This is a genomic window from Hymenobacter nitidus, from assembly GCF_020447315.1.
Lineage (GTDB): Bacteria > Bacteroidota > Bacteroidia > Cytophagales > Hymenobacteraceae > Hymenobacter > Hymenobacter nitidus.
Genome location: NZ_JAJADQ010000008.1, coordinates 60,094 through 86,630, shown reverse-complemented (window position 1 = coordinate 86,630; position 26,537 = coordinate 60,094). Strand labels below are relative to the sequence as shown.

At 63.9% G+C, this 26,537-nt stretch carries 27 protein-coding genes; 8 read left to right on the top strand and 19 right to left on the bottom strand.

Annotated elements, in window-relative coordinates; translation table 11 throughout:
* Window positions 1-29: 29 nt before the first annotated feature.
* Window positions 30-770 carry an SDR family oxidoreductase gene (locus LGH70_RS15535; RefSeq protein WP_226187371.1) on the bottom strand — a complete coding sequence of 247 codons (741 nt, stop codon included), beginning with the start codon at window positions 768-770 and terminating at the stop codon, window positions 30-32.
* A gap of 182 nt (window positions 771-952) precedes the next feature.
* On the opposite strand from LGH70_RS15535, the gene LGH70_RS15530 reads away from it, so the two are divergent.
* The gene (locus tag LGH70_RS15530) at window positions 953-2,365 is read left to right on the top strand and encodes a hypothetical protein (protein WP_226187368.1); all 1,413 of its coding nucleotides are present in this window, start codon (window positions 953-955) and stop codon (window positions 2,363-2,365) included.
* Between the two features lie 115 nt (window positions 2,366-2,480).
* Window positions 2,481-4,004 (top strand): malate:quinone oxidoreductase, encoded by a 1,524-nt coding sequence (locus LGH70_RS15525; protein WP_226187366.1) that lies wholly within the window; start codon window positions 2,481-2,483, stop codon window positions 4,002-4,004.
* Between the two features lie 106 nt (window positions 4,005-4,110).
* On the opposite strand, the gene LGH70_RS15520 is transcribed toward LGH70_RS15525, so the two are convergent.
* The 6 genes from LGH70_RS15520 to LGH70_RS15495 form a co-directional block, all read right to left on the bottom strand.
* Window positions 4,111-4,917 carry a class I SAM-dependent methyltransferase gene (locus tag LGH70_RS15520; RefSeq protein ID WP_226187364.1) on the bottom strand — a complete coding sequence of 269 codons (807 nt, stop codon included), beginning with the start codon at window positions 4,915-4,917 and terminating at the stop codon, window positions 4,111-4,113.
* Between the two features lie 26 nt (window positions 4,918-4,943).
* Window positions 4,944-5,870, bottom strand: coding sequence for a citrulline utilization hydrolase CtlX (ctlX, locus tag LGH70_RS15515; protein WP_226187362.1), 927 nt, complete (start codon window positions 5,868-5,870; stop codon window positions 4,944-4,946).
* Window positions 5,871-6,043: 173 nt separating this feature from the next.
* On the bottom strand, window positions 6,044-7,012 hold the full coding sequence (locus LGH70_RS15510) for a hypothetical protein (protein WP_226187360.1): 969 nt from the start codon (window positions 7,010-7,012) through the stop codon (window positions 6,044-6,046).
* Window positions 7,013-7,363: 351 nt separating this feature from the next.
* The gene (locus LGH70_RS15505) at window positions 7,364-8,200 is read right to left on the bottom strand and encodes a phosphatase PAP2 family protein (protein WP_226187359.1); all 837 of its coding nucleotides are present in this window, start codon (window positions 8,198-8,200) and stop codon (window positions 7,364-7,366) included.
* Window positions 8,201-8,485: 285 nt separating this feature from the next.
* Window positions 8,486-8,926: a hypothetical protein gene (locus LGH70_RS15500; RefSeq protein ID WP_226187358.1), complete on the bottom strand. Its 441-nt coding sequence runs from the start codon at window positions 8,924-8,926 to the stop codon at window positions 8,486-8,488.
* A 48-nt stretch (window positions 8,927-8,974) separates the two neighbouring features.
* Window positions 8,975-9,226, bottom strand: a complete 252-nt coding sequence (locus LGH70_RS15495; protein ID WP_226187356.1) for a hypothetical protein — start codon at window positions 9,224-9,226, stop codon at window positions 8,975-8,977.
* A gap of 137 nt (window positions 9,227-9,363) precedes the next feature.
* On the opposite strand from LGH70_RS15495, the gene LGH70_RS15490 reads away from it, so the two are divergent.
* On the top strand, window positions 9,364-10,443 hold the full coding sequence (locus tag LGH70_RS15490; RefSeq protein WP_226187354.1) for a mechanosensitive ion channel family protein: 1,080 nt from the start codon (window positions 9,364-9,366) through the stop codon (window positions 10,441-10,443).
* A gap of 91 nt (window positions 10,444-10,534) precedes the next feature.
* On the opposite strand, the gene LGH70_RS15485 is transcribed toward LGH70_RS15490, so the two are convergent.
* Window positions 10,535-11,344 (bottom strand): hypothetical protein, encoded by an 810-nt coding sequence (locus LGH70_RS15485; RefSeq protein WP_226187352.1) that lies wholly within the window; start codon window positions 11,342-11,344, stop codon window positions 10,535-10,537.
* A gap of 267 nt (window positions 11,345-11,611) precedes the next feature.
* Between LGH70_RS15485 and LGH70_RS15480 the strand changes: the two genes are divergently transcribed.
* On the top strand, window positions 11,612-13,192 hold the full coding sequence (locus tag LGH70_RS15480) for a flavin-containing monooxygenase (protein WP_226187349.1): 1,581 nt from the start codon (window positions 11,612-11,614) through the stop codon (window positions 13,190-13,192).
* Between the two features lie 173 nt (window positions 13,193-13,365).
* Entirely contained in the window at window positions 13,366-14,379 is a 1,014-nt protein-coding gene (locus LGH70_RS15475) for an NmrA family NAD(P)-binding protein (protein ID WP_226187347.1), read from the top strand.
* Window positions 14,380-14,486: 107 nt separating this feature from the next.
* On the opposite strand, the gene LGH70_RS15470 is transcribed toward LGH70_RS15475, so the two are convergent.
* Entirely contained in the window at window positions 14,487-14,906 is a 420-nt protein-coding gene (locus LGH70_RS15470) for a hypothetical protein (RefSeq protein ID WP_226187346.1), read from the bottom strand.
* Between the two features lie 268 nt (window positions 14,907-15,174).
* Between LGH70_RS15470 and LGH70_RS15465 the strand changes: the two genes are divergently transcribed.
* Complete coding sequence (locus LGH70_RS15465) at window positions 15,175-16,005, top strand: ion transporter (protein WP_226187345.1); 831 nt, start codon at window positions 15,175-15,177, stop codon at window positions 16,003-16,005.
* A gap of 39 nt (window positions 16,006-16,044) precedes the next feature.
* Here the strand turns inward: LGH70_RS15465 and LGH70_RS15460 are convergent, their stop codons facing one another.
* From LGH70_RS15460 to hutU, 8 genes are all read right to left on the bottom strand, one after another.
* Window positions 16,045-17,229: an acetyltransferase domain-containing protein gene (locus tag LGH70_RS15460; RefSeq protein WP_226187344.1), complete on the bottom strand. Its 1,185-nt coding sequence runs from the start codon at window positions 17,227-17,229 to the stop codon at window positions 16,045-16,047.
* A 116-nt stretch (window positions 17,230-17,345) separates the two neighbouring features.
* A complete protein-coding gene (locus tag LGH70_RS15455) occupies window positions 17,346-17,672 on the bottom strand; it encodes a GNAT family N-acetyltransferase (protein ID WP_226187343.1) in 327 nt (108 codons plus the stop codon).
* Window positions 17,673-17,810: 138 nt separating this feature from the next.
* Window positions 17,811-18,416: a GrpB family protein gene (locus tag LGH70_RS15450; protein WP_226187342.1), complete on the bottom strand. Its 606-nt coding sequence runs from the start codon at window positions 18,414-18,416 to the stop codon at window positions 17,811-17,813.
* A 265-nt stretch (window positions 18,417-18,681) separates the two neighbouring features.
* The gene (locus tag LGH70_RS15445; RefSeq protein ID WP_226187340.1) at window positions 18,682-19,515 is read right to left on the bottom strand and encodes an NADPH-dependent F420 reductase; all 834 of its coding nucleotides are present in this window, start codon (window positions 19,513-19,515) and stop codon (window positions 18,682-18,684) included.
* Window positions 19,516-19,528: 13 nt separating this feature from the next.
* Window positions 19,529-20,026 carry a hypothetical protein gene (locus LGH70_RS15440; RefSeq protein WP_226187338.1) on the bottom strand — a complete coding sequence of 166 codons (498 nt, stop codon included), beginning with the start codon at window positions 20,024-20,026 and terminating at the stop codon, window positions 19,529-19,531.
* Window positions 20,023-20,313: a hypothetical protein gene (locus LGH70_RS15435; protein WP_226187334.1), complete on the bottom strand. Its 291-nt coding sequence runs from the start codon at window positions 20,311-20,313 to the stop codon at window positions 20,023-20,025. The genes LGH70_RS15440 and LGH70_RS15435 overlap by 4 nt, the downstream gene beginning before the upstream one ends.
* Before the next feature lie 89 nt (window positions 20,314-20,402).
* A complete protein-coding gene (locus LGH70_RS15430) occupies window positions 20,403-20,750 on the bottom strand; it encodes a DUF3592 domain-containing protein (protein ID WP_226187332.1) in 348 nt (115 codons plus the stop codon).
* A 23-nt stretch (window positions 20,751-20,773) separates the two neighbouring features.
* The gene (gene hutU / locus LGH70_RS15425; protein ID WP_226187330.1) at window positions 20,774-22,570 is read right to left on the bottom strand and encodes a urocanate hydratase; all 1,797 of its coding nucleotides are present in this window, start codon (window positions 22,568-22,570) and stop codon (window positions 20,774-20,776) included.
* A gap of 367 nt (window positions 22,571-22,937) precedes the next feature.
* Between hutU and LGH70_RS15420 the strand changes: the two genes are divergently transcribed.
* Together LGH70_RS15420 and LGH70_RS15415 are read left to right on the top strand one after the other, a co-directional pair.
* The gene (locus LGH70_RS15420; RefSeq protein ID WP_226187328.1) at window positions 22,938-23,366 is read left to right on the top strand and encodes a hypothetical protein; all 429 of its coding nucleotides are present in this window, start codon (window positions 22,938-22,940) and stop codon (window positions 23,364-23,366) included.
* A gap of 199 nt (window positions 23,367-23,565) precedes the next feature.
* A complete protein-coding gene (locus LGH70_RS15415; RefSeq protein WP_226187325.1) occupies window positions 23,566-24,660 on the top strand; it encodes an MBL fold metallo-hydrolase in 1,095 nt (364 codons plus the stop codon).
* Window positions 24,661-24,749: 89 nt separating this feature from the next.
* On the opposite strand, the gene LGH70_RS15410 is transcribed toward LGH70_RS15415, so the two are convergent.
* A complete protein-coding gene (locus LGH70_RS15410; protein ID WP_226187323.1) occupies window positions 24,750-25,556 on the bottom strand; it encodes a DUF4097 family beta strand repeat-containing protein in 807 nt (268 codons plus the stop codon).
* A gap of 163 nt (window positions 25,557-25,719) precedes the next feature.
* The gene (locus tag LGH70_RS15405; RefSeq protein ID WP_226187321.1) at window positions 25,720-26,529 is read right to left on the bottom strand and encodes a DUF4097 family beta strand repeat-containing protein; all 810 of its coding nucleotides are present in this window, start codon (window positions 26,527-26,529) and stop codon (window positions 25,720-25,722) included.
* Window positions 26,530-26,537 lie beyond the last annotated feature (8 nt).

The following is a 26,537-nucleotide window of genomic DNA, read 5'->3' as shown; positions in this document are numbered from 1 at the left end:
GGGTTGCTCCGGCTTTGCTGCCACCAGGGTTAGCGGTTGTTTATCAGCTGGAAACGGGCGTCCAGCTCTTGGCGGGAAGCCTGGCGGGCTTCCTCAGAGGTGCCATAGCCCACTTCCTGCTCCCCGTTGGCTAAGCGCTCCATAATGGAGTCGGCAAAGGCATCGACGGGTACGCCGAATGTGTGCAGGCCCGCCCCGCCCAGGTCGGTGTTCACGGCCGGCGGCACGATTTCCAGCACCTGAATCGGGGTGGACTGGGCCAGCTGGTGGCGCAACGACAGCGTGAAGGAGTGCAGAGCCGCTTTGGTGGCGCTGTAGATGGGCGCAAATGCCGCCGGCGCAAACGACAGGCCCGAGGTGACGTTTATAATGGCCGGGTTGGGCTGCTCGCGCAGGTGCGGAGTAAACAGCATGGCCAGGTGAATCGGGGCCTCCAGATTGATAACGATTTCCTGGCGGCGCGCTTCCCAGTCCTCCGCGTCGTCGGCCAGCTGCAGGCGGTTCTGGATGCCGGCGTTGTTGAGCAGCACGTTCACTTGCGGAAATTCTTGTTGCACCCACTGCAGCAGGGCGGTCCGCTCGGCGGCCTGGGCCACGTCGCACACCCGGGTGTGCAGGCCGGGCACTTGGGCCTGGGCTTCGCGCAGCTTGTCTTCGCGCCGCCCCACGACGATAACCTCACTGCCGGCCCGCACAAAACGCTCGGCCAGGGCCAGGCCAATGCCGGAGGCGCCTCCGGTAATCAAAATGGTATTTGCGGCTAGGTTCATACTGCGGAAGTAGTAGCGTGGCTGATTATTTAAACAGACTTCTAGTACCGGCTGCCCGCCCGTTTTGTTGGCCTGGCTCCCAGGTGGCGGGTGTTCAGGCGCTTTTGTAATGGGCGTCTTTCTTGGCAATTTTGCCGAATCATTTCCTGGCTTTTCTTATCCGCCGCCTGCTATTTGCCCCAATGCGCACTCTGTTACTTACGGTTTCCCTCGTCTTTCTCACAACGCTCAGCCAGGCCCAGGCCTTTGAGCCCGGCTTGCTCGTAACCGTCGCCAACGATACCCTGCGGGGTGAAATCGAAAACAGCCACTGGGTGGAAACGCCCACAAAGGTTCGGTTCCGGAACGCACCGGCCGCGGCTGTCACCACCTACGGGCCCGAGCAGCTGCGCCTGTTTCGCCTGACCGGGGGCCGCTACTTCCGCAGTGAGTTGCTGCCCGTGGACCGCACCGCCGAAACCCGCGCCACCTACCTGACCCAGGACAAAGCCCCCGACCAGCGCCCCGAAACCATCTTTGCCGAAGTGCTGGTGGAAGGCCCCGCCCCGCTGCTGCGCCTCGTCACGCCCGGGGCCACTCACTATTTCGTGCGCCGCGAAACCCAGGGCTACATCGAGCTGACCGAGCGCCGCCTGGTGCGGCCAGATGCCCAGGGCCGCCGCACGTACGTGGATGCCAACAACTACCGCAGCCAGCTCGCGGTGTTTTTCAGTGACTGCCCCGCCGCCACCCAGGCTGTTGCTACCGCCAGATTCACTGCTCCCGATCTGGCCGCCGTGGTACAGGCTTACAACCAGAGCTGCTCGGGCACGAAACAGGCCGTAGCCAGCTACCTGACCCCAACTAGGCGCCGCCGCAGCGTGGCCCTGGACGCGGGCGTGCTGGCCGGGGTGCAGCTGAACAGCTACGTGCTGCACCGCCAGGATGAACGCTCGGAGGAAGGCTACTCGCTCGATGGCCTGAACGTGGCCAGCCGCCCCCACCCCATCGGGGGCCTGTATGCCGACCTGTTGTTTGCCAGCCGCACCACCGCCCTGCACGGCGACCTGACGGTGAATACGGTCGGCAAATCGGGGTCGGTGGCGGCCCAGGGCCCTCTGCCCGCTGGCGAGTACCGCTGGAAAGGCATTGTGTACACGGCCCGACTGGGTGTGCGCTACTTCGTGCCCCTGGGCCAGACCACACGGCGCCTGTTCGTGGGCACGGGCCTGGCCCTGGACCTAATGCAAGTGAACGAAACCAGTCTGCGCTACGGCGACGGTCAGCCCCGCACGGGCGCCGGCGGCGTGCAGGTACCCGGCAGCGGCGCTTTTTTGGCGGTAAACAAGGGAAACAACTCCTTCCGGGGCTTCGATGGCGTGGGCAGCTCCCTGCCCTACCTGGAAGTAGGCTTGCGCCAGAACCGCTTTACTACGGCGCTGGATGTGCGCGCCCACTACGCAAACGCGTACCAGGATGAGCTGGCCGTGCAGGAGCCTACCTCCCTCGGCTCCACCGGCGGCTATTATGCGCCCAGCTACACGGGCCGCTTCTGGCTGCTGAATGCCACGGTGGGCTACCGCCTTAGCAAAGCCGACCAACAGCCGGAACGCTAGGCGCTTGGGAGCTTCGGCCGCGGCAGGCCGGGAGTTTTTCGGCAACAAAAGACCCTTTTTTCGCTTTTCGCCGTAGTCAATACCCTTTGCCTACCTCTTTGCTACGTCCCCCCTTATGAATACTACCGCTAACTCAACCGAAAGCACCGTCGATGTTGTGCTCATCGGCGCCGGCATCATGAGTGCCACGCTGGGCATGATGCTCAAGGAGTTACAACCCGATCTGACCATTACCGTGCTGGAGCGCCTGGATGTGGCCGCCGCCGAAAGCTCCGATGCCTGGAATAACGCTGGCACTGGCCACTCGGCCTTCTGCGAGCTGAACTACACGCCCCAGCGCCCCGACGGCTCCATCGACATCAGCAAGGCCATCGGCATTGCCGAGTCGTTCGAGGTATCGAAGCAGTTCTGGACGTTCCTGGCCGAGAAATATGCCGTGAAGGAGCTCCAGCGCTTCATCAACCACATTCCGCACATGAGCTTCGTGTGGGGCCCCGACAACGTGGAGTACCTGCGCAAGCGCCATGCGGCCCTTACCCAGTCGCCCTTGTTCGAGGGCATGGAGTATTCCGAAGACCGTCAGCAGATAGCCCAGTGGATGCCCCTGGTGATGGAAGGCCGCGACCCAAACCAGCAGGTGGCCGCCACCAACATGAGCCTGGGCACCGACGTGAACTTCGGCTCCCTGACTCGCGGCATGTTCTACCTGCTGCAAGAAAAGCCGGGCGTCACGTTCCACTTCAACCACGAAGTCACCAAGCTAAAGCGTCGCGACGACGGCCAGTGGCGCGTGAAAGCCACCGACCGCCTCACGGGCCAGAGCCGGAAAGTAACGGCCAAGTTCGTCTTCATCGGGGCTGGCGGCGGCTCGCTCACCCTGCTCGAAAAGTCGGATATTCCGGAGGGCCATGGCTTCGGCGGCTTCCCCGTGAGCGGGCAGTGGCTGAAGTGCGTCAACCCCGAAGTCATTGCGCGGCATCAGGCCAAAGTGTACGGCAAGGCGGCCGTGGGCTCGCCGCCCATGTCGGTGCCCCACCTCGATTCGCGCATGATTAATGGCCAGCGGGAGCTGCTGTTTGGGCCCTACGCGGGCTTTAGCACCAAGTTCCTGAAAAAAGGCTCATTCCTGGATCTGCCCGCCTCCATCCGGGCCGGCAACCTGCGCCCCATGATTATTGCCGGCCTCAAGAACATTCCGCTCACGCGCTACCTCATCAACCAGGTACGCCAGTCGCCCGAAGACCGCCTGGCCGCCCTGAAGGAGTATTTGCCCAATGCCCGCTCCCAGGACTGGGAGCTGGAAATTGCGGGCCAGCGGGTGCAGGTCATCAAGAAGCACGAGAAGGAAGGCGGCGTGCTGGAGTTCGGTACCGAAGTCGTGAGTGCCGCCGATGGCTCCATTGCGGCCTTGCTCGGGGCTTCGCCGGGCGCTTCCACGGCGGTTTCCATTATGGTTGGCCTCATCCAGAAGTGCTTTCCGGCCCAGGGTGCCTCGCCCGAGTGGCAGGCCCGGTTCAGGGAAATGATTCCTTCCTTCGGCCAAAAGCTCAACGACAACCCCCAGCTGCTGGAGCAGGTGCGCGCCCACACCAGCACTGTGCTCGGCCTCACCGAAACGGCCCCGGCTTCTGGAAATTAGGCTTTTGGTTTTAGTAGCAAAAGCCTCCTGACGCTCTGTCAGGAGGCTTTTCTCGTACTAGACTCTTGGGTAATCAGTGGCTTAGCAATACCACTCCACCCAGTCCTCACGGCTTCACCGCCACCACCGAATACACCAGCGGCACCCGGTTGCCGAGCGGGCCGATGCGGAAGGTGCCGTCGGGCTGGGCGACGGTGTGGGCAAAGCAGTTGTAGGGTGAGAAGTCGTACTCGGCAAAGCTGACGAGCTGCAGGCCCTGGTGCAGCAGGCTACCGAGCACTTCGCCCAGGCCGTGGTTCCAGGTTACGGACTGGTGCACGATGCCGGCCGCAGGGTCGGCGTAGGTGCCCACTTCTGTTTCCTCGATGGGCCCGGCGTTGAAGTAGCTGTATTGCAGGTGCGTAAAGTCGTTGTCGAACATCCACACCAGGGGGTGAAACTCGACGAGCACCAGCCGGCCGCCGGGCCGCAAGTAGCGGTGCACCAGCGCGGCCCAGCGGGCCAGGTCGGGCCACCAGTTCAGCACGCCGTAGGTCATATACACCATATCAAACGGCTCAGTATCGGGCAAATGCTGGGGCAGCGCGTGCACGTCGCAACAGATGAACTCGGCTGGCACACCCAGCTCGGCACTCAGGCTGCGGGCCGCCGCAATAGCCGCATCCGACAAGTCGACGCCGGTAACCTGGGCGCCCAGGCGGGCCAGCGAGAGGCTGTCCTGCCCGAAGTGGCACTGCAGGTGCAGAATCCGCTGCCCGGCCACGTCGCCCAGCTGGGCCAGCTCGATGCCGTTCAACGACGATTTACCCGCTTTGAATGCCTCCACGGCGTAGAAGTCGGAGGCCAGGTGCGGGGCCGTACGGGCGTTCCAGAGGGCGCGGTTCAGGTCGAGGTAATCTGGGCTGGTCGTCATGGCAGCGAGATAAAAGGCGTTTCGAATCAGGATTTTACCGGCAAAAACACCTCCGCCAGCATGCAGCGCGCACTGCCGCCCCCGATGGTTTCGATGGTGGGAATAGGCAGCGGCAGCAGCTCGCAGTAGCGGCCCAGCGTGGTGCGCTGCGCCGGCGTGAGGGCATCGTAAGCGCGCTGCGACATGGCCAGCAGCTCACGGGCCGGACCGGCGGGCTGCAGCGTAAGCATATTGCCGGCAAACTCGCCAACCTGGGCCAGCGAAATAGCCACGATTTCGTGGCCCGTGGCTGTCAGGGAATTCACCACGGTAGCCCGCTCGGCGGCGTCGGTTATGCTGTCGAGGCACACCACGGCGAATTCGGCGCCTATGCACATCATTACGTTGGTGTGGTAAATAAGCTCCCCCTGCGCGTCGTGGGCATGAAAAGCCACGGGCTGATAGCCCAGCCGGGCGGCGGCTTCGGCCAGCAGGCCCGCCTCGGTGCGGGCCGACAGGCAGGCGTAGACGAGGCGGTGCTGGTGGTCGAAAATGAGGCTGCCGGTACCTTCCAGAAACCGGTTCTGCTGCTCGCGGTGCGACAAATCCACGACTTCGCCCAGCTCGAACTCCTGGCTGAGTTGGGCCAGAATATCGGGGCGCCGCTCGGGGCGGCGGTTGGGGGCGCACATGGGGTAGAGCAGCACGCGGCCGTCGGCGTGAAAGGAGCCCCAGTTGTTGGGAAACACCGCGTCGGGCTTGGCGGGCTCCACAGTATCATCGAACACGAGCACCCGCATGCCCCTGGCCCGCAGCTTCTCGACTAGGGCATCAAACTCAGCAAACGCCTTTTCCTGCACCTGCGCGTCGGTCAGGCCGGCTATGGACTGCTGGAAATGGTTGGACGCGGCCGTTTCGGGATTAAATGAGAAGCGGACGGGCCGGACAAGAAAAACGGTGGTGGCAGATTGCATGGGATGGGCAGGGTCAGACACGCGCAAGTAGGCAAATGCCCGGCTGCCAAGCAACGCGGGGCCACATTCAGCCGAAGCAGGCCGAAAACAAAACTACTCCGGCAAAGAAGCGTGCCTCTTTACCGGAGTAGTGTATGGTGGTCGGGCGCCGCTATTTCGCGGCGGGGCCGGGCTTACAGGTAGATAGTATGGATGCCCTCACCCTGGCCTTTGGAGCCCACACCCGACACCGAAGCGTCGATTTTGACCGGGCTGCCCGAGTAGCTGAAGCTGAAGTTGGCCGTGGGCGTTGCCCAGCCGTAGGCCCACGTCAGCTGGGCGTAGGTGGCGCGCAGCACGTAGCGCTGCTGCCGGGCCTGGGCCGAACCGGCCGACATCCAGGCCGAAGCCGTGCCGGAGTTCGTCGTGATTCGGCCGCTGGCGTACAGGATGGTGTGCTTCACGGTGATGTGGCCCCGCTGGCTGCCCCACACCCAGTTAATATCGAAGTTGACGGCCGTGGCCGTGAAGGCCGACGTGGTGACTTTGGCCTGCTCACTGGCCTTTACCGTACCCATTTCATCCTTGATGGTAAACAGGTTAGCCAGGATATTGTCGTACACCAGCCCTTTCTCATTATAGAGGCAGAGCGAGGTAAACTGCTGCCCGTCCCGCTCCCAGATCAGCTCGACCTGGCCCAGACCGGGCTGCACTGTTTTGCTGAGGTAGTCGCTGATGCCGGCCTGCGCGTTGCTGGCGCTGCTACCGGCCTGCCGGGCACTTTCCTGCAGACTCACCAGCTCAAAAGAGGGCGTCTGGGTGCCTTTCCCGGCTTTTTGCAGGTCGCCGTACACCGGAATCACGCTGCCGGCGTCCATGATGCGGGCTTTGGCGGCATCCACTTCCTGGGCGCTCGTCAGCCGGTTGCGAAATGAGTAGGACACCAGCTTCAGGTTCAGCGCGGGGTTCGTGTTGGCAAAGGCAATGGTCGAGTCGAGCTGGCCCTGAATGCGCAGGTTGCCGGCCTGTACCACCGGGTCGAGGCCCCGGACGCTACTGTCCTGCTGAGTGGGCTCGGGCAGGTTGTGCTGCTCTTTCTGGCAGGCACTCAGGGACACGCCGAGCAGGGCTGCCCACAGCAGGGAAGTGGTAGTTGTTCTCATGGGGAATTGGTTGGGAAAAGGATGGAAGAATAAGGAATAATCAAATATGGAACCCAGCCCAATCCCCGGAAAGGAAATATATATCGAAATTATATATATTAAATATTTAATTAATAATATACTTAAATCAATAAACTTATTTAGGTGTCAACCTCCAGACCAGAGCTTTCGGCCCTGCTCCGCTGCTCTTTCCGGCAGTAAACACGCCGCGTTGTGACATGGCTAAACCACTAATGCTGAGCTTTGAACAACACATGGTGGATAACGGGAGCCCATAACGGCCGCTGGCCCACCCCGCCAGGAGATTTCCTACCGGAGTGGGCCAGCGGTACGCGGCGCGAGTCGGGCGGCTTAGAGCTGCTTGACGACCCGCACGCCGCCGTAGGAGTAGCCGTTCACGTTTACCCCTTGCAGCGGGCTGATGGACAGGCCACTGCGGCGGGAGGTTTTGTGCAGCTGCGGCACCACTACGCCCACGGTGGCCCCGATGGCGTAGCCCACCAGATTGTCGGAGAGGAAGTGCTTGCCGGCTTCGAGGCGGTAGTAGCCCACGGCGGCGGGTAGCAGGGCCGCAGCCCCCCACACAAAGGGCTGAGCCGGCGAGTCGGGGTTGTAGTCGTGGAACACCTTGGCCGCGAAGAAAGTGGCGGTGGCGGCGTGGGCCGTGTGGCCGGCAAAAAAGGAGTTGGTGGAAATCTTGCTGCTCCGCTCCCTCTCCGTGCCGTCGGGGCCGTAGAGGAAGGGCCGGTAGCGGTACACGTTGCCCACGGTAGAGGTGAAAATGGCCGCCGTGGTCGACATCGTTTCGAGGTAGAGCACCAGCACCTGACCGTAGTTGCTACGCATGGCGGGGTCGAGGGCCAGCAGGCCCGGGGCCACGGCCAGGGAGCCGTAGCAGAACAGGTCACTGGTGGTCTGGGCCGAAGTGCTGTAGTTGCCGGCCGAAAACCGGTCGAACCCGGGCACGTCGGCTTTCGACAGCGCCGCCTGCTCAGCTTCCGACAGGCCGTCTTTCTGCTGCACCCGGTACAGGCCAAACAGGCTGACGGCGCCCAGCCCCCCAATGATGGGCGCATCGACGGCAAAGCTGGTTTTGTAGGGCGAGCGGGGCGACACCTGGGCCGTAGCAGCCGGGGCAGCGGCAACGCACAAAGAGGCGGAAAGCAAGAGTGGAGTTAGAAACTTCATGGATGAGCTTTGGGGAGAAAGTGAGGCTGAAACGGGCAACCCCAACGCAAGGTTGGCGGCCCGGCCGCAGCTCACCTACCCCTCCCGCCGCCAGACCGCACGAAAGCGGCTGGTGAGCAAGGCCATGGGCTGGCCAATGCACCGCATCAGGATAGCCATGCCGGCCGCGGCGCCCCCTGCCGTGAGCGGCAGCCAAGACACCCCAGACAGCGGCAGCCCAACTAGCTGATACTCCACGCATTGCCGCCAGCCCAACTCCAAAAGCGCCGTTCAGGGGAGATTGCTCTACCGGGGCTCTTCCACCTGAATCCAGGGTCGGACCGCGGCTACGATATCGGAGTTGTTGAACGTAAGCTCAGTATAGGCCGTGGGGCTGGTCTGGATGCGGGTGGTGTAGAAGGTCGTCCAGAAGACCTTTTCGGCCTGCAAAGGTCCCAGCGCCGACCACGGAATCAGCAGGGGCTCATGCCCCACCCGAAACAGAGAAACGGCGGCCAGCCCCAGCCCCTCCGGTGTTACGGCCGCGTCAACGGCTCCGCGGTAGCTGACGACACCCAGCCGCGCCTGCCCCAGCCCGAACCGGGGGCCGGCGGGCAGCTCGGCCACGGCAAAGTGCCGGGCCAGCGGCTGCCAGGCTACCAGGGAAATCAGCTTGACGACCAGGCACCAAAACCCGACAAAGAAGCCGATGCCCACCGGAATCAGCAGCAGATAGTAGTAATTCATGCCTGCTCATACGGCACCTCGTCCGGAAAGTCACGCGCGGGGCCCGGTTCAGCGGCGGTACTCCCGGTGGGCTATGCCGCCGGGGGCACTGCCCATCACCTGCCGGGCCAGCAGCGTCAGGGGCTCGTCGGTGCCACGGGCTACCTCCTGCCGGAAGCTGGCCGCCTCGGCCGCCGTCAGCAGCAGGCACATCTCATACCAGGCGCTGGTGCCGCACACCACCCGCAGGTAATAGCGGCCGGTTTGCTCATCGAGCAGAAAGTCGTACATCCAGTCGGCGTTGCGGTACAGCAGGGTCATGAGGTTCAGGCCAGAGCTGAGGTTAGGGTCCGGGCCGCAAACATACGTCTTGGGTCCGGGCTAACCTTTCAGCCGTGGCGGGGGTACACGTGGTTCACTTGCCCACTGCCGGCGGCTCTGCCGGCGCGGCCGTTGCCATGAAAGAACAAGCTGCTCACCTGCTCTCCCACTTTCCCGACATTTTCACCTCCCTGGGCATTCTGCTGGGTGGACTGGCGCTGGGCTTGGTGGTCAAATATGTTGTTTTTCGGGTGCTACGGGCCTTTGCCCGGCGCGAAGACTCGACCCTGGCCCGCTCCGTGGAGCGGCACCTGAGCCAGGCCAGCGCCGTGTTTTTTCCCGTGCTGGCCGTGTCGCTGCTGCTGCCGCTGGTGCCGCTGCCGCCCAAGCCCTTCGAGGTGCTGCGCCGCTTGGTCGAGTTTGTGCTCATTCTGACTTTCGCCTGGGGCCTGATTAAAACCCTGGACGTGCTGCAGGATTTGGTGCAGCGCCGCTACCCGCTGGGCTCCGACGACAACCTGCGGGTGCGCAAGCTGTTCACCCAGCTGCAGTTTCTTAAGAAGCTGGCCATGTCGCTCATTGCCTTCGTGGCCGTGGGTTTGGTGCTCATGAGCTTCGAAACGGTGCGCCGCCTGGGCACGGGCCTGCTCACCTCGGCCGGTATTGCCAGCGTTATTGTGGGCTTTGCGGCCCAGCGCTCCATCAGCAACCTGCTGGCCGGCTTCCAGATTGCCTTCACCCAACCCATCCGCATCGACGACGTGCTGGTGGTGGAGGGTGAGTGGGGCCGGGTCGAAGAAATCACCTTTACCTACGTGGTGCTCAGCATCTGGGACGAACGGCGCCTGGTGCTGCCGCTCAACTACTTCATCGAAAAGCCCTTCCAGAACTGGACCCGCACCAGTGCCCGCCTCACCGGGGCCGTGCACCTGCAAACCGACTATACCGTGCCCGTGGAGGCCGTGCGGGTTGAGTTGCGCCGCATTCTGGAATCCCACCCGCTCTGGGACAAGCGCGTGGCCGTGCTGCACGTCACCGATGCCAAGGAGCGCACCCTGGAGCTGCGCGCCCTGGTAAGTGCCGCCGATGCGGGCTCGGTGTGGGAGCTGCGCTGCGCCGTGCGCGAGCAGCTGGTTACGTTTCTGCAGCGCAACTACCCCGGCTGCCTGCCCCACACCCGCGTGCTGCTGGCAGGCACGGGCAGCACTACGGTCTAAGTTCCGCTGCCCTGGCTTCTGTCCTGCTTGTCAGCTTCTGTCGGGATTTGCGGCCTCGTCAGCCACGTGTTGAGCACCGTACTACCGGCCCTTATTCGCCCAGGTCCAGCGCGTCTTTTTTCATCCACCCCCGGGTCGTTACTTTTTCCCAGTTAGTGAAAGTGACGTACACGGCCTCGCCCTGCTCCTGGCCCAGCCGCACTTTGTCGCCCCGTACGCAGTGGGCCTTGCGGGGCTGCGCGAGGTCGGGTGAAGCGTAGAAGTAGGACCGGGCCGCCCGCACAACGGCTGCTTGCCCCGCCCCCGCAGAAACCGGGGCCGTAGCCGCCGGCGCGGGGACTTCAGGGTCGTACTCAGCCGGCGCGGGCGCTACCGGCCGACTACGGGCGGGCTGTTCCGGCGCGCTTTCAGTCAGGCCGCTCAGGTCCTGCGCTTTCAGCCAGCCCGTTACGGTGCTGCCCTGCGGGTTCACGAAATTGGTTTTAACGAAGCCGTTGCCTTCGTCCTGGCCGTAGAGCACGTCGCCGCGCCGCAGGTAGCTGCCGCCGGGTTTGGCCTTTTCCGGCGAGTCGTAGAAATACGCCGTTTCGGCCCGCACCCGGTAGCGGCGGCCGGAGCCGGCGGGTATGGCCGCCGCGGCCGCCGCGTTTTCGGCCTCCATCACGCTGGGCCGGCGCGGGGCACTGCCCGGCGACTCGACGCGCAGCTCGGAGCTTTGCCGGCGCGCCTCGTCATCGGAGCAGGAAACCAGGGCAGTTATGCCCAGGGCCAGCAGTAGGACATGCGGCAGAGCTTGCCGGGAAGGTGTCGTTTTTTGACCACCGGTCCAGGCCATTACGGCACGGCCCAGGCGGAACGGGAGGGAATCAGGCGGGTTGGTGAGCATGGGAGTGGTGGGCAAGGCCCGGTTGCTGCTTCTGTCTGGTACGTAGGCCGGCCCGATTCCGGTGGTATTGGCCCCGCTACTACCGGCTTACCGCATAATGATGTGATGCTGAGGGCGGCCCTGGCCACGCAAAGCGCATTCTTACGAGGTGGAAGGCATCGACCACATTAAAATGCTATATCCCGCAGGGGTTAAGTCCTATTAAACTTGTGGCACCAACCCGGCCGTTTCCTACTATTCCGGCCGCGGCCCGGTGCCTTCTCCACTCCTTTCCTACCAGCTATGAAAACATCTCCCTTCTTTCCCTCACCCACAGTAGCCATTATTGGCGGCGGTCCGGCCGGAATTGCCGCCGCCAAGTCGCTGCTCGAAGACGGCCTTACCCCGGTACTGATTGAGCAAAGCAGCGGCCTGGGTGGGCAGTGGAACCAGGGCGCGCCCCACAGCGGCCAGTGGCCCGGCATGCACGCCAACTCCTGCCACATCAAAATGTCGTTTTCGGACCTTGACTACCCGGCCGGCACCCAGATGTTTCCGACCAACCAGGAAGTGCTGGCCTACCTCACCGAGTATGCCCGCCACTACGGCGTACTGCCCCACGTGCGCTTCAACACCCGGGTGGAGATGATCAGCCTGGGCTCCGACGGGCAGTACATCATCCAGACGGTAAACCCGGCCGGGGAGCGGCGCACCGAGTTTTTTACCCGCGTGATTGTGGCCTCGGGCCGCTACAACCAGCCCCGCTACCCCCGCACGCCGGGCCTCGACCAATTCCGGGGCCGGGTGCTGCACTCCTTCGACTACCGGGGCCGGCACGATTTCCGGGGGCAGCGCGTGCTGGTGGTCGGTAACAGCATCAGCGGGCTCGAAATTGCCAGCGACCTGGCCCAAAACGACGACACCACCGTGCTGTCGTCGAGCCGCAAGCCGCGCTACATTGCCCGCAAGATCATGCACGGCCTGCCCACCGACCAGCTGGCCTTCAGCCGTTTCGGAGCCTACATCAACCAGGCCCTGCCCCCGGCCGAAGCCGCCGCCGGGTTGAAGGAGTTGATTCTGAGCGCCGTGGGCAACCCGGCCGACTATGGCGGGCTGCGGCCGGCCGACGACATTCTGGAAGCCGGCGTGTCGCAGTGCCAGGACTACCTCGACCACGTGGCTGCGGGCCGTATCCGCACGCTGCCGGGCGTGCAGGAGTACACGCCCACCGGTGCCGTACTGACCGACGGGCGGGAAGTGCGCGTGGATGTGGTGCTACTAGCCACGGGCTACGACCTGAGCCTGCCCTTCCTGCACGAAGACATCCGCCGGGCCGTTAACGCCAATGAGGAGCATCTCGACCTGCACCACTTCACCTTCCACCCCGCGCTGCCCAATTTCGCCTTTATGGGCCTCTACCAGCAGATCGGCTCCTACTTTGTGACGGCCGAGCTGCAGGCCCGCTGGATTGCGGCCTGCTGGAGTGGGGCCTGCGCCGCGCCCACCGAGGCAGAAATGGCCACCGGCCTGGCCGAGTTCGAGCAGTTCAAGCAGTTTCGGGGCATGGCCACCTGCCAAGAAGTAGCCGAAATGCTGGCGGCTGATATGGGCGTGGCTCCCACCCTGCCCCGCTACCCCGAACTGACTCAGGAGCTGTTTTTCGGGCTGCTGGCTCCGGCTCAGTTCCGCATGGAAGGCCACGGCAAGCGCCCCGACGCCCGCACCCGCTTCGAGCGCAACGCCCGTCACTTCACCGGCGGCCAGCCCACGCCCCTTACCGAGCAGCAGCTGGGCAGCCTGCAGATGCTGGCGACCCGGCTCCCGCACCACTCCCTGCTGCAACAGGTGGTGCAACAGCTGCAGCCCGAGCCCAGCGTGGCGTAAGCTCGGCCCGCCGTGCCCAAACCCAACGCCGAGCCGCCGGACTATATCTGGCGGCTCGGCGTGTTTCCTGGCCAGGTCTGCCTTTATTCGTCTATCCCCGGACTGTTCTGTTGCGCCGGCCGATAACCTTATCCGGCTGAAACTGTACTAGTAGCTGTTGATGAGTGGCCGGAATGAGCCTGCTGCGCAAGAACGCGGGCTGGGCCCGCCGCTACCGACCTATCCACAACCGCTTTACAGACCCTATTTTGGCCGAGCAGAACCCCACGCACCCGCATTCTAACCCAACCGATTCTGCCACTATCGTGCTGGCCGGCGCCACCGGGGCCCTGGGCCTGCTCATTGCCCACCACCTGCGCCAGCGCGGGGCCACGGTGCGGGCCCTGGTGCGCCCAACCGCCAGCACCGGTCCGGAGGCCGAGTCGCTGCGGCTGCAGGGGGCGGAGGTGGTAGCCGTGGATTATAATAACGCCGCCGAGCTAACCAAGGCCTGCCAGGGCGCTTCCTGCGTCGTGTCGACCGTGTCGGGGCTGCGTGCGGTGATTGTGGACACGCAAAAGCGGCTGCTGGCGGCGGCCGTTGCCGCTGGCGTGCCGCGCTTTATTCCTTCCGACTTTTCTATCGACTTCACCCGCCTGCCCGAGGGCTCGAACCGCAACCTCGACCTGCGCCGTGAGTTCCAGCGCCACCTCGACCAGGCGCCCATTCAGGCCACGTCCGTGCTCAACGGTATGTTCTCGGAGCTGCTGAAGGGCACGGCCCCGGTAGTGCTGCCGGGCCCCAAGCGGGTGGTGTACTGGGGCGACGCCGACCAGCCCCTTGACTTCACCACGATGGTAAACACCGCCGAGTTTACGGCTGCTGCCGCCCTGGACCCCACCACGCCCCGCTACCTGCGCGTGGCCGGCGACGTGGCCAGCATCCGGGGGCTGCAGGCGGCGGCCGAGCAGGCCACAGGCCAGCCCTACAAGCTGTTCCGGGTCGGTGGCCTGGGCGCGTTCGGGAAGGTAATTACGGTAACCAAAACCCTGATGCCCGCCTCCGACGACGTGTTTCCACCCTGGCAGGGCATGCAGTACCTGCACAATATGTTCACGGGCCTGCCCAAGCTGAAGTCGCTGGACAACGACCGGTACCCGGAAATCCGGTGGACCAAGGTGCGGGAAGTATTGGCTCCCAGCAGGTAGGTCTGCCCATTGCCCCGGCCCGTATTCAGCCCCGATACGGGCCGGCGGTTGCAAAGACTACCGCAGTTCCACCCCCGGCCACTCTGCTGGCTGGGGCACCGGTGCTGCTACGCCTGGGGGCGGGCCGCCACCGGCCGGATGCCCAGTGCCAGGCGCAGGCAGAGCAACGTGAGCAGCAGCGTGACGGGCGTAAAGACGGCTTTTTCCACGGCGCTGGTCGACAGCAGGTTGCCCACGGTGTTGAGCAGAAACAGCCCGGCCATCAGCCAGAGCGCGATGCGGAGTATCCGCGGATTCAGAGCTACTTTCCAGCGCCCGGCCCAGGCGGCTACCACACCCAGCATCAGCCCGTTCAGCAGGATCGACAGGGTTTCGAATACCAGCATCTGCTCCCGGGTTTGCAGGCGCCCGCCCCACACCATCCCGAACGGAATGACGCCCGTGATAATCAGGCCGTGAAAAAGCACCGTCAAGGCAAAGATGACCAGCAGGCAGGTGGCGGCCAGGCGTTCGGAGAGCAGCTTCACGGCAGGGATAAGAAAGGTGAAATAGGATCAGGCGACAGGGGGCAACTACCGGGTACCAAGGCCCGGCCATTGGGTGCGAAGTAAACGGTTTGGCCGCAAGATAGGCACCGGCGGCCCCCTGCCGCAGTCGGCGTTTGTGGCTCAGACGGGCGGGGTCTGGTGCGCAACCGGCCTGCAGCCTTGGGCGGATTCGTCTTGAAAAGGCTTATTTGCGTACGCTGAACCTGCCGGCCCGGTCCCGGCAAGGTACGACCCGCGCTACTTTCCTATGGACATTCGCCCGCGTGACAACGCTTCTTCCTGGCAGCAAAAGGCTTACCGCGTCATCTTCGAATCGGACACGCGGGCCGGGCAGCTCTTCGATATTGCGCTGCTGATTGCCATTGTGCTGAGCGTGGTAGCCGTGATGCTGGAGAGCGTAACCAGCATCAGTGCCCGCTACGGCTCTATCCTGCGGGCGGTGGAGTGGGTCTTTACGGGCCTGTTCTTGTTCGAATACCTGATGCGCCTGCTGGTGGTGCGCCGCCCCCTGAACTACGCCCTGAGCTGGCTGGGTATCATCGACTTTCTGGCCATCGTGCCCACGCTGGCGGCCCTGGTGCTGGCCGGCAGCCGCTACCTGCTCGTGATTCGGACGCTGCGGCTGTTGCGGGTGTTCCGCATCTTCAAACTGGGCCAGTTTATCGGCGAGGGCGAGTTCATCATCAGCGCCCTGCGGGCCAGCCGCTTCAAGATTCTGGTGTTTCTCAGTTCCGTCGTGACGCTGGCCGTGGTGGTGGGCACACTGATGTACGTGGTGGAAGGTGGGCAAAACGGCTTCACCAGCATTCCCAAAAGCATCTACTGGGCCATCGTGACGATGACGACGGTGGGCTACGGCGACATTTCGCCAGTCACGGTGCTGGGCCAGACGCTGGCATCGGTGCTGATGATTCTGGGCTATGCCATCATTGCCGTACCCACCGGCATCGTGTCGGCCCAGATGGCACTGCCCGCGGGTGGCCGCCCCAGCTACAAGCGGGTCGTGTGCCACGTGTGCCAGGCTACCGACCACCGCGACGATGCCGACTTCTGCTGGCACTGCGGGGAGAAATTGTAGGGCCCCCGCTGTATTTGCCGGGCTCACAGACTGCCCTGCTTACAGGTACGACAGCCACCAGTAGGTATGCCGCTGTTTAAAGCGCTGATACCAGCGGCACGGCCAGTACATAGTCAGCACTACCAGGGCCCACACCAGGTAGGCCCGGGCCAGGCTGGGCCCGTAAGTCGGGGGCCAGTCCTTGACGTCGGCAAACGCGAAGTTCACCGCCCGGCCAAAGGCCAGAGTCGTCCACACCCAGGCGGCGCTGCTGATCAGAGCGAAGTGCAGCACGTAGTAGAAAAATGGCACCTGCCCAAAGGTGCGCAGGATTTGGCTGAGCCGGCCGGCCGCCGTTTCTACCCAACTGAGCACCAGCAGCGCTACGCCCAGGGTCAGGCTCACAAAGAGCAGGGACGGCGGCGACTTGGTAACGTTGAGAAAAGACAGCACCGTGTATAGCAGGCCCCGCGGCTGTTCGCTCCAGGGCCCCGGGTCGCCGTACCAGTTGGTGGCCCGCAGCAGCCCAAACAGCACCAGCAGCCCGGCTCCGACCCAGCGCAGACGACGGTTCCGCTCGGGCAGGGGCAGCTCAAACCACGGCCCTATCAGGTAGCCGGCCAGCATCACGCCCAGCCACGGCCCCACCGAATACGCCACCAGCACGGGCTGCCCCAGCACCGGTAGCACAAACGGCCCGTTGTGCAGCAGTGCCCACCCGGCGTTGGCGGCCGTGATGGGCTGAAAGGGCGGCGCCATATTATGGCCGACCAGAATACCGAATGCCAGGGCCACCAGCAACCAGCGGGGCAGCCAGAGCAGGCCCGCCAGCAGCACCATGCCGGCCCCAATGGCCCAGATTACCAGCAGCAGCGTCAGCTGGTAGCTCCAGGCGAGAATAAAGGTGAGCAACACTACTTCCAGCAGGATCAGCCACAGGCCCCGGGTGAGCAGGAAGCGGCTGACGGCCGGCAGGTTTTGCCGCTTTTGCGCGTACAGATACACGCTGCACCCCGACAACAGCACGAACGTGGGCGCGCAGAAGTGCGTAATCCAGCGCGTGAAAAACAGCAGCGCCGGGACCTGGGCCACATCCTCAGGCCGCACGGGCGTGGCATTCCAGAAGTCGCGGCTATGGTCGAGGGCCATGATAACCATGACCAGGCCCCGCACAACGTCCAGGGCCTGCACGCGGGGCGTAGCGGCGCGGGGCGTAGCGGCAGCAGGAGTAACAGAGGGAAGCATGGACGGCATGGGCAGCAGGTTCGCAGGTAGTCGTTGGTGAAGGCGGGGGCCGGCTCCCGCCCTATTGACTTCCAGGCCGCGGGTATCTGGTTGTAGGTACAGCCCCCGGGCGGCCCCTACTGCTGCGCCGGCTGAAACCAGCGCTGATACGCCGGAGCCACCAGCCGCTGCCACTCCGGGTGGCGCTTCAGGTAGCTGGTCACGAACGGGCACAAGGGAATCAGCTGCTGCTGCTGCCGCTCGACTTCGGCCAGCACTTTTTCCACCAGGGCCGAGCCCACTCCCTGCCCTTCCAGCTGGCCCGGCACTTCGGTGTGGAATAGCACCAGGGCTCCTTCCCGCTCGCCATACTCCATGAAGGCGGTGGCGTGGTTCACGGTCAGCTCGAAGCGGTGGCTGCCGCTGTTGTCGATAAGCGGGAGGTCTTGCAGTTCGGGTTTCATAAAGGCAGGAGCAAGTAAAGTACACACATGGTCTTCCGGCGCGGGCGGGGCTGCCTAAATCTACTGAAGGCTTGGCAAAATAGCGCACCCCTCAATGGGGCCGCCCTATGGGCAGCTCGGGGCTGGCTGAAGAATAGCTCAGGCATCGGGAGCCGGCAGCTGCCAGCCTACTTTCTCGGCCCACAGCGAAGCGGCTTCGTAGAGCAGGTGAAACACGGGCTCCTTTAAGTGCAGGTACCCGTCGATGTTGTCGGGGAATAGCTCGGCGGCGCGGACTTTCAGCAGCTCATACTCGGTGCGGGCTACCTCACTGGCGCGCAGGTAGTCGCGAAACAGCAGAGCGTAGCGGGCATTGAAGTGGCCGGCCTGCCGAATATGCAGGTGCGCAGTACGCTCCCCGCCCGGCTCCCGCATGTAGCGTTTGCCCAGCTCGGCCGAATCGGCGGGCAGAAAATGGTAGACATCCTGGAGCAGAACTTCACCCTGCCGAAAGCCCGCTTGCCGCAGCGTCGGCACGAGGGCCCCGACGGCCAGCAGGTCGGGCACGGTCAGCTGCAGATCCAGCACGTCTTTGGCGCGTAGCCCGGGCACGGCCGTGGAGCCAATGTGGTCGATGCGCAGCACGGCCGGCCCCACCAGCGCCCGGAGGCGACGGGCCAGCACGGCAAACTCGGTGGCCCACTCCGGGCGGTAGGCTACCAGCACCACGGGCTTGCGCTTGTCGAAAGGATTTACGTTGGGCATGAGGTTGTCCGCAAAGTCAGAACTCAAAGGTACGCTCCGACAGGCTCGGCCAAAGTCCCGGGAACCGACCAAGCGGAGCATTGCTTGCACCACCAGGATGAAGCGGCAGCAGGCAGAACGAAAAGCGCCGCCCCGGAATCCGGGACGGCGCGTTGGTTGGCTAGTCGAATAGCCGGCAGGAAGCTGCCGTATTGCGGCTGCGCGGGGCAGCATTCAGCCTGCCCTTCCGAATAGACCATAGGCCCTTTTCAGCCGGAGTTATTGGCTATTTCAGCGAGATGCCCTGGGCGGCCATGGCCTGCTCCTGCTGGGCATGGTTGGCCAGGAACTCGGCGTGCTGGGCCTCGGTGCGCTCGGTACCGAGGCTGGTCAGGTGCTCTTTCACTTGGTCGGCGGGCAAATCGTTGCAGTAGATGGGGCCGCCGGGCTGCTGCCGCCACGACTCGCGCATGGTGCCGCCGTCCACGGCGTCGAAGCCCAGCTCTTCCACCAGGGCCATTACTTTCTGCTTGGCCGCGGCATCGTCGGAGGCCACGGGCAGGCCGATGCGGCCGGGGGTGCCGGCGGGCTGCCCGTTGTTTTCGAGGTGGTCGGCCAGGATGTTGTTGAACACCTTCACCACCGGGCGGCCCAGGTGCTGCTGCACCCAGCCGCTTTCGGTCTGGTCGCCGGTTTCCAGCTCGGGCATCTGGCCGTCGCGCAGCAGCGGGTAGTAGTTGCTCGTATCGATGATGGGCACCTCGGCCGGCACGCCCGCCAGCAGGTCCTGGGGCAGGTCGGGAATGTTCTTGAGCGGAATGGTCACCACGAGTAAGTCGGTGCCGCGCTGGGCGGCTTCCTGGGCCATAACGGCGGTAGCGCCGGTTTTCTGAGCCACGTCCGTCAGCGTCTCGGGACCGCGGGAGTTGGCAATGTAGACCGTATGGCCGAGGCTGGTGAGCCGCACGGCCAGGGCGCTGCCGATGTGGCCGGCGCCAATAATTCCAATGTTCATACTCGGGATAGTTTGCGTGGTTCCAGCGCCGGCAACGTGCCGGTGCAGGTGGTTAAACAGCGCCGGCGGGATTTTGCTTTTTTTGGCGGGGATACGGCCGGGCAACCTGGCCGGTCTCTCACACAAGCGCCCGGCCTCCCCTACTGGGAAACCGGGCGCCGGATAGCTGCAATAGAATAGTACGGATAAAGGAGGTGACGCCAAGCGGGCAGGCCGGGCTAGCGGGCTTCACCGCCGTAGTCTTGGCGGCCGACTGGTGCTGGTTGAAGTACTTCCGGTCGAAGTAGGTGCTGGCCTGTTCGGGGTGCGCATCGAAGGTAAGCCCCAGCTGGCGGTCGTTGCGCGTGAGCTGCCGGGTGAGCAGGTCGGCCTCGAACTTGGTGCCCAGCTCGGCCAGGGCCTTGTCTAAGCGTTCCAGCAGGCCGGGCCACTCGGGGTAGTCGGCCTGGTGGTACTCGGAGGCGCCCTTCGGATAGAAGCGCAGGCGCTGGGCTTCGTCCTTGAGTTTGTAGTGGACGTATTCGCGCCCCTCGCCCGTGAGCCACTTGCGCACGGCTCCGCGGGCGGCCTCCAGCGTCAGTGTCTGGCTTTTGCCGGCGCTGAGGCCCGTACTCACGTCGCTGCGGTAGCCGAAGTACGCCGCGAAGCGGGCCTCGGTAGCGACAATGAGCGTCGCAAAGCGCCCGGCCTCGGCGCCTTGCCGTTGACGGTAATCGTATTCGGATCGATATACTCCGCATTGGCCGACTCGGCAGCGGCTGGAGCTGGCTTGGTGGCCTTGGCGGCCGGCACTTCAGGCGTGGCTGCCTCGGTAGTGGAGGTAGTAGAGCTGCTTTGGCAGGCGGCCAGCAAGAGCAGCGCGGGAACGAAGAAAAAGGATTTCACGAAGAGTAGTAAACGCACCAAAATAAAGGATAAAAAGGGCAGAAACAAGCCCAACAGGCCCGCTCCCGCCCCAGAAATCTGCACGCCGCCCTATTAGGTTGCCCGAATTAACTGTACCTGCGGCTGGCATGCGTAATTTCAAATTCAGCAGGATTCTCCCTATCGTACACCACCGTTACGGTAGCGCCTTCGGAATATCCGGGTATGGCAGAGGCCACTCCGTGGGCCGCCAGTGCTTCAATTGTTTGTCCTTCCTGGGTTACAAACCGCACAATAGGGCGCACGGTAGTGATTCTTCCCCACTGAATCTTATTGCGCACCACGACTCCTTGGACACGTACTCCGTGCGTCTGCATTCTAGCATTGTGCTTTTTGGTGCGCGAGTAAGCCACTACCGCAGCCGTGCCCATGACAACCAGGATGAGGATGGTGAAGGTATCCGGCTGGAATTCCATAGGCTAGTTTGGTATCAAATGAGTTATTCCCGACCCGGAATCTGCACGCCGCGCTCCTGGGCTACCTGCTGGGCCAGCTCGTAGCCCGCGTCGGCGTGGCGGAAGACGCCCATGCCGGGGTCGGTGGTCAGGACACGGCGCAAGCGCTCGGCTTTTTCGGGGGTGCCGGTGGCCACGATGACCATGCCGGAGTGGGTGCTGTTGCCGATGCCCACGCCGCCGCCGTTGTGCAGGCTCACCCAGTCGGCGCCGCTGGCGCAGTTGGCCAGAGCGTTGAGCAGGGGCCAGTCGGCCACGGCGTCGGAGCCGTCCTTCATGCCTTCGGTTTCGCGGTTGGGCGAAGCCACCGAGCCGCAGTCGAGATGGTCGCGGCCGATGACGATGGGGGCCGAGACTTCGCCGCGGGCCACCAGGTCGTTGATGACCAGGCCGAACTTTTCCCGCTCGCCGTAGCCCAGCCAGCACACACGGGCGGGCAGGCCGATGAAGGGCACTTTGGCCTGGGCCTTTTCAATCCAGCGGGCCAGCATCTTGTTGTCGGGGAAGGTTTCGAGCAGGGCCCGGTCGATGCGCAGAATATCCTGGGGGTCGCCGCTGAGGGCGCACCAGCGGAAGGGGCCTTTGCCTTCGCAGAACAGCGGCCGGATGTAGCCGGGCACGAAGCCGGGGTACAGGAACTGACCGTTGTCGTCGCGCACTTTCAGGCCGCCTTTCTCGGCCTGTCCGCGCAGGTTGTTGCCGTAGTCGAGGGCCACGGCGCCGGCGGCCTGCATGTCGATAATAGCCTGGCAATGCTTCACGATGGACGCCAGGGCCTGGCGCTTGAACTCCTCGGGGTTCTGGGCCCGTAGCTTCAGCACCTCCTGAATGTCGCCCTCGGGAATGTAGTCCATCAGGTCGTGGGCTGAGGTCTGGTCGGTCACGATGTCCACTTTATACCCGAGGTGCAGCAGCTCGGGCAATACCGTGGCCGCGTTGCCGGTGAGGCCGATGCTCCAGCCTTTACGCTCGGCTTTGTACTGCTCGCACAGCTCCAGGGCGTGGCTTAGGTCGCGGGCCTGCTCGTCGAGGTAGCCTTCGCGCACCTTCTGCTTCACCCGCTCGTCGATGGGTTCAATCACCAGGCACACGCCGTCGTTCATGGTCACGGCCAGGGGCTGGGCGCCGCTCATGCCGCCCAGGCCCGCCGTAACGGTGACGGTGCCAGCCAGGCTGCCGCCGAAATGCTTATCTCCTACTGCGGCGAAGGTTTCGTAGGTACCCTGCAGAATGCCCTGGGTGGCAATGTAAATCCAGGAGCCGGCCGTCATCTGCCCGTACATCATCAGGCCCAGCTTGTCCAGCTCATCAAAGTACTCCTGGGTACTCCAGGCGGGCACGATGTTCGAGTTGGCAATGAGCACCCGCGGGGCGTGGGCCCAGGTGCGCAATACGCCCACCGCCTTGCCACTCTGCACCAGCATGGTTTCGTCGGGCTCCAGGTTTTTGAGGGTGCGCACGATGGTCTGGTACTCCTTCCAGTTGCGGGCGGCGCGGCCGGCCCCGCCGTACACAATCAGCTCGTCGTAGACCAGGCTCACGGCCGGGTCGAGGTTGTTTTCCAGCATGCGCAGGGCCGCTTCGGCCTCCCAGGTTTTGCAGCGCAGCGTGGTGCCGTGCTGGGCCTTCACCGTTTGCTCGGGCTTGTACTCGTAGTACATCGGGCGGCCGTTGCTGGGGGTGTTGGGGATGGGCATTACCGGTGCGGGCGTGTGGTCGGAGTGGCTGTTGGCTTCCAGGTTGAGTTCGGGCGTATCGGTGGCGGCGGGGTGCTGAGACATGGGTGGAAAGTCTGGTGAAGAAGTGGGTGGAACGGCGAATATAGCGTTTTCGGCGCGGCGCAAAGCAGTATTTCAACGGCGGTTCGTCCTCCGCACCGGGCCGGCTTTTTCAGGATTGACGCTCGTTACTACCGGGCGGGCGCTGTACCTCCTCCGCAAAACCGGAAGTGCACCGGCACCGGCATTAAGCAAGCTCAACATTAGAATAGTCTTACTACAATGCCCAACAGATGAGCTTAATCATATCCTATCAAAAAAACTTTATAAAAACGGGTTACTGATTCTCAAACCACAGTATAAAGCTTCCGAAGCCCTCTTTGCGAGGCACCAATCACCACCATACACCTCACCAAACCATTATTCTATCATGAAAAAGACCTTGTTTTTCGCTCTGGCTGCGGCCTCGCTCACATTCGCCTCGTGCGGCGGCAACAATCAGGAAGGAGGAGCCGGCGGCTCGACCAGCGGCGCCGGCACCGAAGGCACGGGCGCTTCCTCCGACGCGGCAAGCTCCGACATGGGGGCCAACTCCGACATGGGCGCCGATACCTCGATGAGCGGCGGCGTAGGTGGCACCACGGCCGGCACGGCGACTGGCACTACCTCGGGCACCAGCACCTCGGGCAGCACCGGCGGTAGCAGCACCGCTGGCAGCACGGGCAACGACATGGGCGGCGGCTCTACTACCGGTAGTGGTTCGACGGGCGGTAGCACGGCGGGCAGCGGCTCGACGGCGGGTGGCAGCACGGCCGGTGGCACGGGCAGCACGGGTGGTGGCACCACCGGCGGCCAGTAGCCCAGCACCATTTGGATATGAAAAGAGCTCCTCGTTTCGCGAGGGGCTTTTTTTGTGACCAGGGCTGAAGTGTAACCCGGCAAAGCCTCTGCCAGCAGTACGTGAAGCCGGCAGCCGGAAGGGTGAAAAATCCGGCAAGGCTATCCTCCGGCCGGAATTATGCGTAGTTCCATTTCCGTCCAACCAACTCCTCGACCCTATGAAACAAGTAGCATCTGGTGTGCACCAGCTTACGATTCAGCGCTTTGTCAATCTGTATTTCGTGGAAACCGGCAAATCGGGCGAATGGGTGCTGGTGGATACCGGCCTGCCCGGCGCGGCCCAGGACATTATTGCCGCGGCCAACCAGCTGTTCTACCCCGGTACCCATCCGGAGGCCATTATCCTGACCCACGGCCACATGGACCACGCCGGCAACGCCCGCGAGCTGGCCGAGCACTGGAAAGTGCCGGTAGTGGCCCACGCCTTGGAAATGCCCTTTCTGACTGGCAAAGCCGTGTATCCGCCCGCCGACCCGACCGTGGAAGGTGGCGGCTCCCTGGCTTTCGTCGCCCGGTTTTTCCCGCCCCAGTCGTTTCAGCTGAGCGACATTGTGCAGACGCTGCCCGCGGGCTCGGATGAACCGCCCTACCTGCTGGGTTGGCGCGTGCTGCACGTGCCCGGCCATGCCCCCGGCCAGATTGCCCTGTTCCGCGAGTCGGACCGCACGCTGCTGGGCGCCGACGCCTTTGCCACTGCCAACCACGAATCGGTGCCGGCGCTGCTGCTGCAGCGGCCCTGCATCAGCGTGGCCGGCGCGCCCTTCAACTATAACTGGGAGCAGGTGCGCGAGTCGGTGCAGACGCTGGCAGCCTTGCGGCCCCAGGCCATTGGCTGCGGCCACGGCCCCGTAATTCAGGGCCCCGAAGCGGAGGAAGGGCTGTCGGCGCTGGCGGCCAATTTCCCCATGCCTACATACGGCCGCTACGTGCTGGAGCCGGCCCGCACCGACGAAAGCGGCGTGCAATACATTCCCAACGCCCCCATCGACACGCTGCCCGCCAAGCTGGCCCTGGTGGGAGCCGGCATCGGGCTGGCCGTAACGGCCGCAGCCCTGCTTTCGGGCCGCAAAAAGAAGAAAAAGAAGTCCGGCCGCCGCACACCAACCCAGCCGGCCTCGTATGGCTACGCCAGCAGCTTCGAAACCCGCTACGACGACTACGAGAACAACTACGGCGAGCGGGCGGCCGACGGCACCATCGTGGGCCCCGGCCCCAGCCGCCCCGAGTGGCGCAAGGGCGGCGTCGGCGACTAGGAAACGGGTTTTTACTAACCTATTAGAACTCAAAAAGGCCGCGGCAAGCACATGCTTGCCGCGGCCTTTGCGTGTAGTATAGTCTGGTGCTACAGCTGCGTGAGTTTGATGCTGCCCTTCGTGGTTACGGCTTTGAGCGGCGCGCCGCCCTGGCCCAGCGTGGCAGTTACCACCTTTTGCAAAGTTTCGGAGCTGGTGACGGGCAGGCGGCCGGCGCTGATGGAGCCCACGGTGGTGGCGGCGTAGAGCCGGGCCGAGTAGTTTTTGGGCAAATCCCAGGTGATGCTGCCGTTAATGGTCGAAACGTCGAGGCCCTCGCCCACCCATTTGGGGCCGGCCAGCTTGATTTTCACGCCCCCGTTCACGGTGCGGCCCTTCACGTTGCCCTGCACGTTGGTCAGGGAGATACCGCCGTTGGCGGCTTCGAAGGTAACGTCGCCCTGCACGTCGCTCAGGTTGATGCCGCCGTTGAGTGTGCGCAGCGTCAGGGCCATGGCGCGGGGCACGAATACCTCGTAGCTCACGGCCCAGCCCAGCTCGCCGGGCGCCGAGCTTTCGGCGCGCAGGGTGTAGTCTTTGGCCATGATGGTGACGCTCTTGCCCAGCTTGCGGGCCTCGTCGTCGGTTTTGCCCCAAGCCAGAATCTTGGCCCGCACCCGCACCTCTTTGCCGTCCCAGCCCTTCACCGTGATACCGCCGTTGGAGCGCCCGTCGATGGTGATGCCCTGCCCGGCCGGGGCGGGCAGAATTTTGTCGCGGGTTTCGCAGTAGCGCTTACTGCTGCTGCTGGTAAAGGTGCCGTCGCCGCAGGTGGAGGTGAACACGGGGGCCGTCTGGGCCTGGGCCGATAGAGTGGCAGACAGGCTCAGGAGCAGAGCCAGAAACGGGGTTTTCATGGGGAGCAGCGCGGAAAGGCCAATGCGGCCGCACGGCCGCTGCTGCCCACAAGCACAAATGCCGCCAATAAGTTGCCAACCGGGCCCCGATTTGCGGGCCGCGCGCAAAAAAGCCGCGCACCCCGGACGGGATACGCGGCTTGGCAGGTGTGCTTGTTGAGCGCTACTGCTGCTTTACCTTGATGCCGCCGTTGGTGGTCACGGCCTTTACCGGAGCACCGCCCCGGCCCAGATTGGCCGTTATTTCCTTGTGCATAAAGCCGGACTTGGTCACGGGAAGCTTGTCGGAGGAGATGGAGCCGATAGTCGTGCTGGTGTAGAACTGAGCCGAGTAGTCTTTGGGTAAGTCCCAGGTGATGCCGCCGTTGGTGGTAGCCACATCGAGGCCCTGGCCTTCCCACTTGGTGCCGGCCAGCTTGATGTGCAGCCCGCCATTGACGGTGTTGCCTTTCACCTGTCCGCTCACGTTGGTCAGGTTCACGCCCCCGTTTACGGCGTCGAACTTGATGGTGGAATCCAGGTCCTTCAGGGTGATGCCGCCGTTGACGGTGCGCAGGGCCAGGGCCGTTTTGCGGGGCACGAATACCTCGTAGCTCACGGCCCACCCGTCTTCGCCCTGGTTGGGGCCATCGGCGCGCAGGTCGTTGCCAGCCGATTTGACCGTTACTTTCTTGGCCAGCGCACTGGCGGCCTCGTCAGATTTGGCCCAGGTGCTCACCTTGGCGCGCACCAGCACTTGGCTGCCATCCCAGCCCTTCACCGAAATGCCGCCGTTGGCTTCCCCGTTGATGTTCAGGGTTTGGTTGCCGGGGCTGGGCAGCGTCAGGTCGCGGGTTTCGCAGTAGCGCTTGTTGCTGTTGGGGCTGCTGTAGGTACTGCCCTCGGTGCAGGTCGAGGTAAAGGCGGGGGCGGTTTGGGCCTGGGCCGAGAAGCAGGCCAGGGTCAGCAGCAGGGCGGCGGAGAAGGTTTTCATAACGCAGA

What these genes read in the sequence shown, in the direction of transcription:
- LGH70_RS15535 (WP_226187371.1), bottom strand. Translation starts at nt 770, where the DNA reads ATGAACCTAGCCGCAAATACCATTTTGATTACCGGAGGCGCCTCCGGC.
- LGH70_RS15530 (WP_226187368.1), top strand. Translation starts at nt 953, where the DNA reads ATGCGCACTCTGTTACTTACGGTTTCCCTCGTCTTTCTCACAACGCTC.
- LGH70_RS15525 (WP_226187366.1), top strand. Translation starts at nt 2,481, where the DNA reads ATGAATACTACCGCTAACTCAACCGAAAGCACCGTCGATGTTGTGCTC.
- LGH70_RS15520 (WP_226187364.1), bottom strand. Translation starts at nt 4,917, where the DNA reads ATGACGACCAGCCCAGATTACCTCGACCTGAACCGCGCCCTCTGGAAC.
- ctlX (WP_226187362.1), bottom strand. Translation starts at nt 5,870, where the DNA reads ATGCAATCTGCCACCACCGTTTTTCTTGTCCGGCCCGTCCGCTTCTCA.
- LGH70_RS15510 (WP_226187360.1), bottom strand. Translation starts at nt 7,012, where the DNA reads ATGAGAACAACTACCACTTCCCTGCTGTGGGCAGCCCTGCTCGGCGTG.
- LGH70_RS15505 (WP_226187359.1), bottom strand. Translation starts at nt 8,200, where the DNA reads ATGAAGTTTCTAACTCCACTCTTGCTTTCCGCCTCTTTGTGCGTTGCC.
- LGH70_RS15500 (WP_226187358.1), bottom strand. Translation starts at nt 8,926, where the DNA reads ATGAATTACTACTATCTGCTGCTGATTCCGGTGGGCATCGGCTTCTTT.
- LGH70_RS15495 (WP_226187356.1), bottom strand. Translation starts at nt 9,226, where the DNA reads ATGACCCTGCTGTACCGCAACGCCGACTGGATGTACGACTTTCTGCTC.
- LGH70_RS15490 (WP_226187354.1), top strand. Translation starts at nt 9,364, where the DNA reads ATGAAAGAACAAGCTGCTCACCTGCTCTCCCACTTTCCCGACATTTTC.
- LGH70_RS15480 (WP_226187349.1), top strand. Translation starts at nt 11,612, where the DNA reads ATGAAAACATCTCCCTTCTTTCCCTCACCCACAGTAGCCATTATTGGC.
- LGH70_RS15475 (WP_226187347.1), top strand. Translation starts at nt 13,366, where the DNA reads ATGAGCCTGCTGCGCAAGAACGCGGGCTGGGCCCGCCGCTACCGACCT.
- LGH70_RS15465 (WP_226187345.1), top strand. Translation starts at nt 15,175, where the DNA reads ATGGACATTCGCCCGCGTGACAACGCTTCTTCCTGGCAGCAAAAGGCT.
- LGH70_RS15460 (WP_226187344.1), bottom strand. Translation starts at nt 17,229, where the DNA reads ATGCTTCCCTCTGTTACTCCTGCTGCCGCTACGCCCCGCGCCGCTACG.
- LGH70_RS15455 (WP_226187343.1), bottom strand. Translation starts at nt 17,672, where the DNA reads ATGAAACCCGAACTGCAAGACCTCCCGCTTATCGACAACAGCGGCAGC.
- LGH70_RS15450 (WP_226187342.1), bottom strand. Translation starts at nt 18,416, where the DNA reads ATGCCCAACGTAAATCCTTTCGACAAGCGCAAGCCCGTGGTGCTGGTA.
- LGH70_RS15430 (WP_226187332.1), bottom strand. Translation starts at nt 20,750, where the DNA reads ATGGAATTCCAGCCGGATACCTTCACCATCCTCATCCTGGTTGTCATG.
- hutU (WP_226187330.1), bottom strand. Translation starts at nt 22,570, where the DNA reads ATGTCTCAGCACCCCGCCGCCACCGATACGCCCGAACTCAACCTGGAA.
- LGH70_RS15420 (WP_226187328.1), top strand. Translation starts at nt 22,938, where the DNA reads ATGAAAAAGACCTTGTTTTTCGCTCTGGCTGCGGCCTCGCTCACATTC.
- LGH70_RS15415 (WP_226187325.1), top strand. Translation starts at nt 23,566, where the DNA reads ATGAAACAAGTAGCATCTGGTGTGCACCAGCTTACGATTCAGCGCTTT.
- LGH70_RS15410 (WP_226187323.1), bottom strand. Translation starts at nt 25,556, where the DNA reads ATGAAAACCCCGTTTCTGGCTCTGCTCCTGAGCCTGTCTGCCACTCTA.
- LGH70_RS15405 (WP_226187321.1), bottom strand. Translation starts at nt 26,529, where the DNA reads ATGAAAACCTTCTCCGCCGCCCTGCTGCTGACCCTGGCCTGCTTCTCG.